At 63.9% G+C, this 12,927-nt stretch carries 10 protein-coding genes; 6 read left to right on the top strand and 4 right to left on the bottom strand.

Annotated features, from left to right (window positions below; genetic code table 11):
- Positions 1 to 10 precede the first annotated feature (10 nt).
- The 5 genes from FGK64_RS04405 (at position 11) to lpdA (ending at position 6,773) form a co-directional block, all read left to right on the top strand.
- Positions 11 to 2,974, top strand: a complete 2,964-nt coding sequence (locus tag FGK64_RS04405; protein WP_138862556.1) for a 2-oxoglutarate dehydrogenase E1 component — start codon at positions 11 to 13, stop codon at positions 2,972 to 2,974.
- Positions 2,975 to 2,977: 3 nt separating this feature from the next.
- Positions 2,978 to 4,528 carry a 2-oxoglutarate dehydrogenase complex dihydrolipoyllysine-residue succinyltransferase gene (odhB, locus tag FGK64_RS04410; protein WP_138862557.1) on the top strand — a complete coding sequence of 517 codons (1,551 nt, stop codon included), beginning with the start codon at positions 2,978 to 2,980 and terminating at the stop codon, positions 4,526 to 4,528.
- Positions 4,529 to 4,593: 65 nt separating this feature from the next.
- Positions 4,594 to 4,980, top strand: coding sequence for an MAPEG family protein (locus tag FGK64_RS04415; RefSeq protein WP_138862558.1), 387 nt, complete (start codon positions 4,594 to 4,596; stop codon positions 4,978 to 4,980).
- Positions 4,981 to 4,984: 4 nt separating this feature from the next.
- Positions 4,985 to 5,383, top strand: a complete 399-nt coding sequence (locus tag FGK64_RS04420; RefSeq protein WP_138862559.1) for a hypothetical protein — start codon at positions 4,985 to 4,987, stop codon at positions 5,381 to 5,383.
- Between the two features lies 1 nt (position 5,384).
- Positions 5,385 to 6,773 (top strand): dihydrolipoyl dehydrogenase, encoded by a 1,389-nt coding sequence (gene lpdA / locus FGK64_RS04425; RefSeq protein ID WP_138862560.1) that lies wholly within the window; start codon positions 5,385 to 5,387, stop codon positions 6,771 to 6,773.
- 104 nt (positions 6,774 to 6,877) lie between these two features.
- On the opposite strand, the gene FGK64_RS04430 is transcribed toward lpdA, so the two are convergent.
- The 3 genes from FGK64_RS04430 to FGK64_RS04440 are packed head-to-tail and all read right to left on the bottom strand — an operon-like array spanning position 6,878 to position 9,179.
- A complete protein-coding gene (locus FGK64_RS04430) occupies positions 6,878 to 7,609 on the bottom strand; it encodes a lysophospholipid acyltransferase family protein (RefSeq protein WP_138862561.1) in 732 nt (243 codons plus the stop codon).
- Positions 7,606 to 8,505, bottom strand: coding sequence for a cell division protein FtsX (locus FGK64_RS04435; protein WP_138862562.1), 900 nt, complete (start codon positions 8,503 to 8,505; stop codon positions 7,606 to 7,608). Before FGK64_RS04435 ends, FGK64_RS04430 begins: the two co-directional genes overlap by 4 nt.
- Positions 8,502 to 9,179 carry a cell division ATP-binding protein FtsE gene (locus tag FGK64_RS04440; protein WP_138862563.1) on the bottom strand — a complete coding sequence of 226 codons (678 nt, stop codon included), beginning with the start codon at positions 9,177 to 9,179 and terminating at the stop codon, positions 8,502 to 8,504. The genes FGK64_RS04435 and FGK64_RS04440 overlap by 4 nt, the downstream gene beginning before the upstream one ends.
- Before the next feature lie 186 nt (positions 9,180 to 9,365).
- On the opposite strand from FGK64_RS04440, the gene FGK64_RS04445 reads away from it, so the two are divergent.
- Entirely contained in the window at positions 9,366 to 10,202 is an 837-nt protein-coding gene (locus FGK64_RS04445) for a zinc-ribbon domain-containing protein (RefSeq protein ID WP_138862564.1), read from the top strand.
- Between the two features lie 96 nt (positions 10,203 to 10,298).
- Here FGK64_RS04445 and FGK64_RS04450 read toward each other — a convergent pair whose 3' ends face one another.
- The gene (locus tag FGK64_RS04450; RefSeq protein WP_138862565.1) at positions 10,299 to 12,923 is read right to left on the bottom strand and encodes a TIGR02302 family protein; all 2,625 of its coding nucleotides are present in this window, start codon (positions 12,921 to 12,923) and stop codon (positions 10,299 to 10,301) included.
- Positions 12,924 to 12,927: the final 4 nt, after the last annotated feature.

The following is a 12,927-nucleotide window of genomic DNA, read 5'->3' on the forward strand; positions in this document are numbered from 1 at the left end:
GGGCACTCCAATGACCGAACACTCCCCGAACGACCAGTTTCACGCCTCTTCCTTCATGCAAGGGGCCAATGCCGCGTATCTCGAACAGCTTTACGCACAATACGCCGGCGATCCAAACGCCGTCGATGCCGCATGGGCCGAATTCTTTCGCGCGCTGGGCGATGCCGAACTGGACGTAAAGGCCGAGGCACGCGGCCCCAGCTGGGCCCGCAGCGACTGGCCGCCGCAGCCAAATGACGAAATCACCGGCGCCCTGACCGGCGATTGGGGCCCGATGGCGGACGAGGCAAAAGCCGCCGGGCGCAAGATTGCCGACAAGGCCGTCGAGGCCGGGCAGGTTGTGTCGGACGACCAGATCAAGCGCGCCGTGCTCGACAGCATCCGCGCGCTGATGCTGATCCGCGCTTATCGTATTCGCGGCCACCTTGTGGCCGATCTGGACCCGCTGAAGATGCGCGACCAGACCCCGCACCCGGAACTGGACCCGAAGACCTATGGCTTTGGCGAGGCCGATCTGGACCGCCCGATTTTCATCGACAACGTGCTGGGGCTGCAGATCGCTCCGATGCGCCAGATCGTCGAGATCGTGAAACGCACCTATTGCGGCACCTTCGCGCTGCAATACATGCACATTTCCAACCCCGAGGAAGCCGGCTGGCTGAAGGAACGGATCGAAGGCTTTGACAAGGAAATCACCTTTACCCGCGAAGGGCGCAAGGCGATCCTGAACAAGCTGGTCGAGGCCGAGGGTTTCGAAAAGTTCCTGCATGTCAAGTACATGGGCACCAAGCGCTTTGGTCTTGACGGGGGCGAGGCGCTGATTCCGGCGATGGAGCAGATCATCAAGCGCGGTGGCGCGCTGGGTGTACGCGACATCATCGTCGGCATGCCCCACCGTGGCCGCCTTTCGGTGCTGGCCAACGTCATGGCGAAACCCTATCGCGCGATCTTCAACGAATTCCAGGGCGGCAGCTTCAAGCCCGAGGATGTCGATGGCTCGGGCGACGTGAAATACCACCTTGGCGCCTCGTCGGACCGTGAATTCGATGGCAACTCGGTGCACCTTAGCCTGACGGCCAACCCCAGCCACCTTGAAGCCGTAAACCCGGTGGTGTTGGGCAAGGCCCGCGCCAAGCAGGACCAGCTGAGCGACAGCGACCGCACCAAGGTGCTGCCGATCCTGCTGCACGGCGATGCGGCCTTTGCAGGACAGGGCGTTGTCGCGGAATGTTTCGGCCTTTCGGGGCTGCGCGGGCACCGCACCGGCGGCACCATGCATATCGTGGTGAACAACCAGATCGGGTTCACCACCGCGCCGCATTTCAGCCGCTCGTCCCCCTACCCCACCGACATTGCCCTGATGGTCGAGGCGCCGATTTTCCACGTCAACGGCGACGATCCCGAAGCCGTGGTGCACGCCGCCAAGGTGGCAACCGAATTCCGGCAGAAGTTCCACAAGGACGTGGTGATCGACATCTTCTGCTATCGCCGGTTTGGTCACAACGAAGGCGACGAGCCGATGTTCACCAACCCGATCATGTACAAGAACATCAAGACGCATAAGACGACACTGTCGCTTTATACCGAACGTCTGGTTGCCGATGGGCTGATCCCCGAGGGCGAGATCGAGGATATGAAAGCCGCGTTCCAGGCCCACCTGAACGATGAATTCGAAGCGGGCAAGGATTACAAGCCGAACAAAGCCGACTGGCTGGATGGCCGGTGGAGCCATCTGGACCGCAACCAGGAAGATTATGTGCGCGGCACCACCGAGATCGCGCCCGAAACGCTGGCCGAAATCGGCAAGGCATTGAGCACCGCGCCCGATGGGTTCCCCGTGCACAAAACCGTGCAGCGCCTGCTGGACGCAAAGGCCGAGATGTTCGAAACCGGCAAAGGTTTTGATTGGGCCACGGGCGAGGCGCTGGCATTCGGCTCGCTGCTGACCGAAGGCTACCCGGTCCGCCTTGCCGGGCAGGATTCGACGCGCGGCACCTTCTCGCAGCGCCATTCCGGCCTTGTGAATCAGGACACTGAAGAACGCTACTACCCGTTGAACAACGTCCGCGCCGGCCAGTCGAACTACGAAGTGATCGACTCGATGCTGTCGGAATACGCGGTGCTGGGCTTTGAATACGGCTATTCCCTGGCCGAGCCCAATGCACTGGTGATGTGGGAAGCGCAGTTCGGCGATTTCGCCAACGGCGCGCAGATCATGTTCGACCAGTTCGTCAGCTCGGGCGAAAGCAAGTGGCTGCGGATGTCCGGGCTCGTCTGCCTGCTGCCGCACGGCTACGAAGGGCAAGGCCCGGAACACTCCAGCGCGCGCCTGGAACGGTTCCTGCAGATGTGCGGACAGGACAACTGGATCGTCGCCAACTGTACGACTCCGGCCAACTATTTCCACATCCTGCGCCGTCAGATCCACCGCAGCTTCCGCAAGCCGCTGATCCTGATGACCCCGAAATCGTTGCTGCGCCACAAGCTGGCGATCTCCTCGGCCGAGGATTTCACCACCGGGTCCAGCTTTCACCGGGTGCTGTGGGACGATGCGGAAAAGGGCAACTCCGACACGCAGCTGGTGGCGGACGACAAGATCAAGCGCGTCGTCATGTGCTCGGGCAAGGTCTACTTCGACCTGCTTGAAGAACGCGACGCCCGCGGCATCAACGATGTTTACCTGCTGCGCATCGAACAGTTCTATCCCTTCCCGGCGATCAGCCTCGTGAAAGAGCTTGAGCGCTTCAAAGAGGCGGAAATGGTCTGGTGTCAGGAAGAGCCCAAGAACCAGGGCGGGTGGAGCTTTATCGAGCCCAATATCGAATGGGTGCTGAACCGGATCGGCGCGCGTCATCAGCGCCCCGTCTATGCCGGGCGCGCCACCTCTGCCTCGCCTGCGACCGGCCTTGCCAGCCAGCACAAAGCCCAACAAGCCGCGCTCGTGAACGAGGCGCTGAGCATCGAAGGAAACTAAGCCATGACCACCGAAGTACGCGTGCCCACGCTGGGCGAATCCGTGACCGAAGCAACCGTTGCCACCTGGTTCAAGAAACCGGGCGACAGCGTTGCGGTGGACGAAATGCTCTGTGAGCTGGAAACCGACAAGGTGACCGTCGAAGTGCCCAGCCCCGCATCGGGCAAGCTGGCCGATATCGTCGCAGCCGAAGGTGAAACCGTAGGCGTTGATGCGCTGCTGGCGACCATCGCCGAAGCTGGCGAAGCAGGCGCCGAGACCGTCGAGGAGCGGCCCTCGCAAAAGGCCAAGGACACCAAAGAAGCCAAGGACGAGCCCGCAAAATCCGCGGGCGGCGGCAGCACCGATGTGATGGTGCCGACGCTGGGTGAATCGGTGACCGAGGCGACGGTTTCAACATGGTTCAAGGCCGTGGGCGACACGGTCGCGCAGGATGAAATGCTGTGCGAGCTGGAAACCGACAAGGTCAGCGTCGAGGTGCCCAGCCCCGCCGCCGGCGTTCTGGCTGAAATCACAGCGGCTGAAGGCACGACAGTCAGCGCCTCGGCAAAGCTTGGCGTGATCTCTGGCTCGGGCGCGTCCAGCGCACCCAAGGTGCAGGAAGAGGGCGCCAACGGCGAAGCCTATGCCGCCCCCGCGCCCGGCGCCTCGAACCGGGGCGACGTGGAAAACGCGCCCGCCGCGAAAAAGGCGATGGCCGAAGCCGGAATTTCCGCCGACAAGGTGACCGGTTCGGGCCGCGATGGCCGGATCATGAAGGAAGACGTGCAAAAGGCGATCGCTTCGGCATCGGCCGCTCCGGCCGCCAGCAGCGCCCCCACAGCGCCGCGAGCGCCGGTCCCGGCCGACGATGCCGCGCGCGAGGAACGGGTAAAGATGACCCGCCTGCGCCAGACCATCGCCCGCCGCCTGAAGGATGCGCAGAACACCGCCGCCATCCTGACCACCTACAACGAGGTCGACATGACCGAGGTCATGGCGCTGCGCAACGAATACAAGGACCTGTTCGAGAAGAAGCACGGCGTGCGCCTTGGCTTCATGTCCTTCTTCACCAAGGCCTGCTGCCACGCGCTGCGCGAAGTGCCCGAGGTCAACGCCGAAATCGACGGCACCGACATCGTTTATAAGAACTTCGTTCACATGGGCATCGCCGCAGGCACGCCGCAGGGCCTGGTGGTTCCGGTGATCCGCGACGCGGATTCGATGTCCTTCGCGGAAATCGAAAAGGCGATCAACGAAAAGGGCAAGCGCGCCCGCGATGGCAAGCTGTCGATGGCCGAAATGCAGGGCGGCACCTTCACCATCTCCAACGGTGGCGTATACGGCTCGCTCATGTCCTCGCCGATCCTGAATCCCCCGCAGTCGGGCATCCTCGGCATGCATAAAATCCAGGACCGCCCCATGGCGATCAACGGCAAGGTCGAAATCCGCCCGATGATGTACCTCGCCCTGTCCTACGATCACCGCATCGTCGACGGCAAAGGCGCTGTCACCTTCCTCGTCCGCGTGAAAGAGGCGCTGGAAGATCCCCGCCGCCTGCTGATGGATCTGTAAACAATACCTGCGCGGCGCCGGCCCCGTCCGGCGCCCGCTCCGGCCCCCAGCCGAAAGCCCCTGACATGACCCCCGAAATCACCGTTCTCACCCTCTCCGGTCTCTTGCAAATCGTGCAATTCGCGATCTATTCGGTGATCGCGCGTCGTCAGGTTGGCAATCGCACGGCGCTTGGCCCCCGCGACACCGCCATCGAACTGACCGGCACCGCGGGCCGCGCGCAGCGCGCGATGAACAACCACTTCGAGGGGTTGATCCTCTTCACCATTGCGGTGGTCGTCACAACCCACGCCGGGTCCAGCGCCTTCACCGCCGCCTGCGCCTGGGCCTATCTGATCGCGCGCGTGTTTTATGTGCCGGCCTACCTGTTCGGCTGGGTGCCGTGGCGCTCGCTGATCTGGATGGTCGGGCTGGTCGCGACCGCGCTGATGCTGCTGGCCGCGCTGGTCTAGGGCAATGGCAGGCCCCCTCACCCGTTTTCTGCTGCTGGCAATGACCGCCTGGCTGGGGTGGACGGCCGTGTTGAACCTGCCCTTCCTGCCCGGCCCGCTCGGCGCTCTGGAATCCTACGGCTGGCCCATGCTGATCCTGCTGGGCGCCGCCGCCTTCGGGTTTGCCGAAACGCTTGATCTGTTCCTGCAACGTGGCCTTGCCTTCTGGCCCATCGTCGCCTTGGCTGCGATCACCGGCGCCCTCGCCCTGCGCCTTGCCCTGCTTCCCCTTGCCGAAGCCCCCGGCCCGCTCGCCCTGGTGGGCGTGCGCGAAGGCCTTGGGCTTTTTGCTGTACTCTACGGCGCGGCCGCCCTCATGATGGGCCGGACACGCCTCCAGACCTCTCGAATTACAGGAGATTGAAATGGCCCAATACGACGTCATCATCATCGGTTCCGGCCCCGGCGGCTATGTCTGCGCGATCCGCTGCGCGCAACTGGGGCTGAAAACCGCCTGCGTCGAAGGGCGCGACACCCTGGGCGGCACCTGCCTGAACGTGGGCTGCATCCCCTCCAAGGCGCTGCTGCACGCCAGCCACATGCTGCACGAGGCGGAACATAACTTTGCGACCATGGGGCTGAAGGGCAAATCGCCCAGCGTCGACTGGAAACAGATGCTCTCCTACAAGGATGACACCATCGGCCAGAACACAAAGGGCATCGAGTTCCTGTTCAAGAAGAACAAGGTAGACTGGATCAAGGGCTGGGCCTCGATCCCCGAGGCCGGTAAGGTCAAGGTCGGCGACGATGTGCACGAGGCCAAGAACATCATCATCGCCTCGGGCTCTGAGCCGTCGTCGCTGCCCGGCGTCGAGGTTGATGAAAAGGTGGTCGTCACCTCTACCGGCGCGCTCGAACTGCCGAAGATCCCGAAAAAGATGGTGGTGATCGGCGCCGGCGTGATCGGGCTCGAACTCGGCTCGGTCTACGCCCGTCTCGGCGCCGAGGTGACCGTGATCGAATACCTCGATGCCATCACCCCCGGCATGGATGGCGAGGTTCAGAAAACCTTCCAGCGCACGCTGAAGAAACAGGGCATGACCTTCGTGATGGGCGCCGCTGTGCAAAAGACCGAGGCCAGCAAAACCAAGGCCAAGGTCACCTATACCCTGAAGAAAGACGACAGCACCCACGAGATCGACGCCGATACCGTGCTGGTCGCGACGGGGCGCAAACCCTACACCGAAGGTCTCGGCCTTGATGCGCTTGGCGTAGACCTCAGCAAGCGCGGCCAGATCCAGGTCGGCAAGGATTGGCAGACCTCGGTCAAGGGCATCTACGCCATCGGCGACTGTATCGACGGACCGATGCTGGCTCACAAGGCCGAAGACGAAGGCATGGCCGTTGCCTCGGTGATCGCGGGCAAACATGGCCACGTGAATTATAACGTGATCCCCGGCGTGATCTATACCTGGCCCGAGGTCGCGAATGTCGGCAAGACCGAAGAGGCGCTCAAGGAAGAAGGCCGCGCCTACAAGGTCGGCAAGTTTTCCTTCATGGGCAACGGCCGCGCCAAGGCCATGTTCGCTGCCGAAGGTTTCGTCAAGATCCTCGCCGACAAGGACACCGACCGCGTACTGGGTGCACATATCATCGGCCCGAATGCGGGCGAGCTGATCCACGAAATCTGCGTCGCCATGGAATTCGGAGCATCAGCTGAAGACATCGCGCTGACCTGCCACGCCCACCCCACCTGCTCCGAAGCGGTGCGCGAGGCGGCGCTGGCCTGTGGCGACGGCCCGATCCACAGCTAAATCAAAAGAGGCGGGCACCACGCGTGCCCGCCCCTCTTTCAGTATTCCCAAAGTACTCCGGGGGACTCCGCGCAGCGGAGGGGGGCAGCGCCCCCCCGGCTCCCTCACCCGGTGAAACCGCCCTCGCGCATCAGCGCGTCCGATTGCTCTTCGATCCGCTGCTCCAGCTCGGCCATGAAGGCGCCGCGCTCCATGCCCGGCCCGATCGGCTCGAGGAATTCCACCACCGCCAGCCCCGGCTTGCGCAGCAGCCCCTTCTTGGGCCAGAACAGCCCGACATTCGTCGCGACCGGGTAACAGGGCTCTTTCAGCGAGTCGTACAGAACCCCGGTCCCTGCCTTGTAGGGCACCTTAACCCCAGGTGCGACACGTGTGCCTTGGGGGTAGATCACCAACTGGCCGGGATCGCTGAATTCAGCCGCCACATCGCGCACCATCTTGGCAATCGCCGTGCCACGTTTGCCCCGGTTCACCGGAATGCAACCGACCCGCTTGGCATAAAGACCAATGATCGGGGTCCACAGCAGCTCGCGTTTCATGATGAATTTGCCGCGCGGCAAGGCCTGGAAAATTAACAGAATATCCAGAAACGACTGGTGCTTGGCCGCGATCAGCACCTCTCCTTCGGGCACCTGGCCCCGCACTTCTGTGCGCAAGCCCAGCATCCATTTCGCCAGAAACCGGGTCCAGCCGCAAAAGCTTTTGCAGGCCATGAAGGCCGGTTCTCGCGAGAACAACGCAAAAGGTGCAAAGACCAGTCCCAGCACCGCCATTCCGCTGTAGATCAGGATGACGAACACCAGCGATTTGAACAGCTGCCAACCGTGTAAGATCATCGCAATTCCCCCAACCTGCGTCTCGCGGCAACAAATGTTGCTGCGAAGGCGACGACCGCGCCCAGCACCGGCACCAGCAATGGCACCAGCCATGTCGCACCCTGAAATCCAAGCCCGGTCAGAAACCCGCCCGCGTCCGAGGCTTCGGGCAACAGGGCCACCGCGCCCATGCCCGCGGCCATGCCCAACGCGGCCCCCGACAGCGCCCGCAGCGTGAACCGCCGCACGAAGGCCTGCGCGATATAGCTGTCGCGCGCGCCGACCAGCCGCAGTACCTCGATCACCTGCGCATTCGCCGCCAGCGCCGCATTCGCCGCAAGCGTGATCATGGCCGCCGTCGCGCCGCCGATCAACAGCACCGCGATCAACCCCAATCGCCGCAGGCTGTTGGCCGCCTCGACCAAGGGACGGCGCCAGCGTGTGTGATCGTCCAGCACGGCCCCAGGCAATTCCGCTGACAGCCGCAGCCGCAGCCCCGCAACGTCATAGCCGCTGTCACCCTCGATGATCTCGACCAACTGGGGTACCGGCAAATCCTCCAGCGGCAGATCGGCCCCGAACCACGGTGCCAGCAGCGCAGCCTGTTCTTCCGCACTGAGCGCCCGTGCCCGTGCAACGCCGGGTGTTTGGGTCAGGATACGCAGGGCCGCCGCCGTCTGCTCGGCTTTCTGATCTGCCGGGGCACTCAAGCGCAAGGTCGCGCTGCGCGCCAGTTCGTCGGACCAGCGGTCGGCCAGCCGCCCCGAGGCCAGCGACAAAGCCAGCGCAAAGACCGCCAGAAACGCCATCGCAGCTGATACGAAAAACGTCAGCTGCGCCGTGATCCCGGTTGGCGGCACGACACGGTCAGCCTGCGCATCGCCCAGCACATAGGCGCGGATGGTGCCCCGGCTCACAGGTCGGCCCCCGCGAGCTGAAGCCTTCGGTTGGAAATCCGCAGAACACGCGCCTGCACATGGCTCTTTGCGGCGCGGATCAGGGTCAGATCGTGGCTGGCAATCAGAACCGTCTTGCCCATGCGGTTCAGCTCGACCAGCAATTGCAGCAGCCGTTGCGACATCTCCCAGTCGACGTTGCCGGTGGGCTCATCCGCCAACACCACATCGGGCGACATGATGACCGCGCGCGCCAAGGCAGCACGCTGACGTTCACCACCCGACAGTTCGGGCGGAAGCGCATCGGTGCGGCTGCCAAGACCCACCCAGGCCAGCAATTCGGCAAGATTTTCGCTCTCGGCGCCACGATCGCGCCCCGAAACGGTCAGCGGCAGGGCCACGTTGTCGGCCAGCGGCAGGTGATCCAGAAACCGGCAATCCTGATGCACGACCCCGATCCGCCGCCGCAGCAGCGCCATCTGATCGCGATCCAGTGACGCCATGTCGGCATCGAAGGCCCGAACCTGCCCCGAGGTCGGCAGCAGCGCACCATAGCACAGCTTCATCAGGGTGGTTTTGCCCGAGCCGGACGGGCCGGTCAGAAAATGGAAGGAGCCCGGCGCCAGCTGCACCGAGATATCGCTCAGCAGGTCGCCCCCGCCATAGCTGTAGCCCACATTGTCAAGCTCGATCACGCCAGCCCCCAGAACGACACGCGACTTTTGCCCGACATGCGGCGGGGTTTCAATGCCTTGCGCGGTTTTGCAGGCCGTGGAATCGGCCGGTGTTGCGATTGACTCTTTGCGCGGCAGCGGCAAATGCCTATGATCCCCCAAAAAATTCGGCAGGTCAGGCAGAATGACAGGAACAGGAGCAGGACGATGCGGATAGCGTGCCCGAATTGCGGCGCCCAGTACGAAGTTCCCGACGAAGTCATTCCGGAAGACGGGCGCGACGTTCAATGTTCGAACTGTAGCGATACATGGTTCCAGCCCCGCAACGGCGATCCGATCCGTCTGCCCGCCGACTCCGGATTGCAGGAGAGCGATGACGCTCCGGCCGTCTCTGTTCATGCAGACGAAGAACAGACGGACTCTACGCCCGATCCGGAGCTGGCCATGGATGTCACACCGCACACTGGAACGGCCCCCCCCGATGACGACGACACCGAGGAAGAACCCGGTGACGTGCCGCGCCAGCGAAGGCTGGACCCGGGTGTTGCCGACATTCTGCGCGAAGAAGCCCGCCACGAATCCCGTCTGCGCGCAAGTGAAAGCACCGGGCTGGAAAGCCAGGGCGACCTTGGTCTGGACAGCGTCGGAGAGGACGAGGCCAGCAAGCGCAGCCAACAGGCGCGTGACCGTATGGCGCGGCTGCGTGGCACCCCCGCAACCCCACCGCCAGGCGCGCCGCGTGGCGATTTGTTGCCCGATATCGAAGAGATCAAATCGACCCTTGCGCCGGATGACCGCGATGTCCGCATGGCGCCAGGACCGGTTCAGATGGTTCCCGTCCGCGCGCCGCGCCGGTCAGGCTTTCTGCGCGGGTTCTCGGTGATGATTCTGCTGACCGTGGGTCTGGTCCTGCTCTACATGAACGCCAGTCAAGTCACCGAAGCGGTTCCGGCGCTGTCGGATTTCGTGGCCAATTATGTTACGGTGGTCGACAAAGCCCGTATCTGGCTTGACCAGAACCTGTCGGGCTTCATTCCGAACTGATCGCCCGCAACATTCCGTTGCCGGGGGCGCTGCCCCCGCCCGCGCTGCGGGCTCCCCCGGGATATTTCGCCCCAAAGAAACAGCAATCACATTTGGTCAGAACCGCTCCAGAAGGCGTTTCAGGTAGTCGAGTTCTACATCAGGGCGTTCACCCTCCCCACTACGGCGCCGGATTTCATCCAGCAATTCGCGGGCGCGGCGATAGACATCTTCGCCCTGTAGCAGGTTTTCCTCGGACCCGATGGAGCCATTTGTGCCCGTGTCGCGGCCCAGCGGATCGCGATTTTGGGCGCGTTGGTCGCCTTCCGCCTGTCCCTGGCCGGGGCGGCCTTGCTGTTGTTCCTGGGCCATTGCCTCGCCCAGGGCACGCAGCCCCTCGCGCAGCGCTTCCATCGCTTCGGACTGTTGATCGATGGCTTCGGCCAGATCATCGCGGCGCAGCGAGTCTTCGGCGCCGTCCATGGCACGGCCTGCCCGATCCAGTGCATCGCGGGCTGCGTCGCCCTCGGGTGTGCCCGCGCCCGGCAAGTTGCCCTGCTGGCGGTTCAGCTCTTGCCGCAGAGCGCGCTGCCGGTCCGCCAGCGTTCCGGCCTGATCGCCGCCCTGACCATTTTCGCCGCCGGGTTGCTGACCTTGGCCCTGCTGCTGGCCTTCATTCTGCCCCTGTCCCTGGCCTTGGTTCTGGCCCTGTTGTTGGCCGGGGTTCTGACCTTCGTGGCTTTGGCCACGGCCCTGACCGCCGTTGCGGCCCTGATTGTTTTGGTTTTCGCCCGCCTGCGCATCGGGGTTGAACTGTTCCTGCAGATCGCGGAAGGCCTGATCCGACAGGCCCTGCTGGTTTCGCAGGGTTTCGGCCAGATCATCCATGCTCTGCTGGCCCTGCGACTGGCCCCCGCCCTGCCCCTGCGTGACGCGCATGTTTTCCATCAGCTGCTGCAGCTCTTCCAAGGCTTGCTGCGCTTCTGCCATGCGGCCCTGTTCCATCAACTCCTGAATGCGGTCCATCATGCGTTGCAGATCGTTCTGCGACATCTGCATGGAGTTCTGGCCCTGCTGAGGCTGATCCGCGCCGTTTTCGCCATTCTGCGCCTGACGTGAGAGCTGACGCATGTAATCGTCGGTGGCGCGGCGCAATTCCTGCATCAGCTCGGCGATTTCCTGATCGCTGGCGCCGTTTTTCATCGCCTCGCTTAGCCGCTCCTGCGCGCGGCGCAACCGTTCCAGCGCGTCACCCAGATCGCCCTCTTCCAGCAGGATCGCCAGATCCCACATCGCCTGCGCCAGCTCTTCGACCTGCGGATCACCAAGGCCGATTTCGTCCATACGTTCCAGCCGGCGCAGCAGGAACCGCAAGCGAAGATAGGCGGTTTCCGAGCGGAACACATCGTCTGGTCGGTAAGAGACGGCGCGCAGCACCTGCGCGATGCGGGGGGCGTTTTCGCGCGACCACAACAGGTCGCGGCGCATTTCGATCACGGCGGCGGCCATCGGATCAAAGAAGCGCCGCCCGGGCAGCGTCGCGGAAAATGGAGCCGCGTCACCTTTTTGCCCGGCATCATCTTCGACCTGAAGCTCGAACGTCACCGGAAGATTGGCCCAGGGATGCTGCGAGAAATCTTCGATCAGTTTTTCGGTGAACTGCGCCCGGTCGCCCGAAATCGGCATGGGCAGCGGCAGAAAGATGGCCTCTCGCGGCTCTGGTTCGCCCGACAGGCCATAGCGACGGTCGACCGCGGCCAAGTCAAGCGAGATGCGCGCGGTGCCTGCGGCGATGCCGTAATCGTCCTCGGCGGTGAATGGCAGCGACATCTGGCCCGCGGCCTCTGCCTCGGGCGGGGCGGCGACCGAAACGCGCGGCGCGGCATCGGGGATCACCGCAACATCCCATGTTCGTCCGCCGGGTCCGTCAATACGCAATTCGCCCGAGCGGGCGATGGTAAATTCCTGTGACGGCTCCGAAGCCGAGGGTACCTCTCCAATCCGGCCCGACACGGTTTCGGCCAGGGTCAGCGCGCCAACCTCGCCATAAAACCGCAGGATCACGCGGCTGCCTTCGGGAGTTTCCAGCGCGGCGCCGGTGATATCTGACAGGTACAGCGTCGGCAGACCGGTGTGCCGCGGAGGCTCGATCCAGCCTTCCCAGCTTGGCCCGGCGGCGGCCTGCGCGGTGCCCGGCGTCATCTCGGCCACCGACCCAACCCGCCAGAGCGAGCCGAACAGCAGGGCAACGGCAAGCGCCAGCATCGCCACATAGCGCAGGGCAAAGGGGTCGCGCCGCGCAATGCGCAGATCAGGCCGGGCCGCGCGTGCAGTTGCGGCACGTTGTGCCATGCGGGCCTGATGCGCGCGCCAAAGCGCAGCTGAATCTGGATCGTCATGGCCAATCGCCTGACTGTCGATCAGCGCCTGAATCGGGCGACCGGGCAAGCTGGCATCCAGCCGGGTCAGCGCGTCCATTCGTGTCGGCCAGTGCAAGCCGCGCGCGCCCATCAGCAGCGCCACCAGCGCGCCAATTACCGCAACAATGCCCCCGCCCCAGACCAATTCGACCGATGCGTGATCTTGCAGCCCCAGCATAAGCGCCGCCAGCACCACCATGATGATCGACATCAGCGGCCAGAAACAGCGCAAGACCTGCTCGGCCAAAAGGCCCAGCCGGGTCAGAGCCAGCGGCAGACGCAGCTTATTCAGGGTCGGGACGGCATCGTGCCGATGGGCCATGCGA

The sequence above is a fragment of the Arenibacterium halophilum genome (genome assembly GCF_005938225.1).
GTDB classification, from domain to species: Bacteria; Pseudomonadota; Alphaproteobacteria; order Rhodobacterales; family Rhodobacteraceae; genus Arenibacterium; species Arenibacterium halophilum.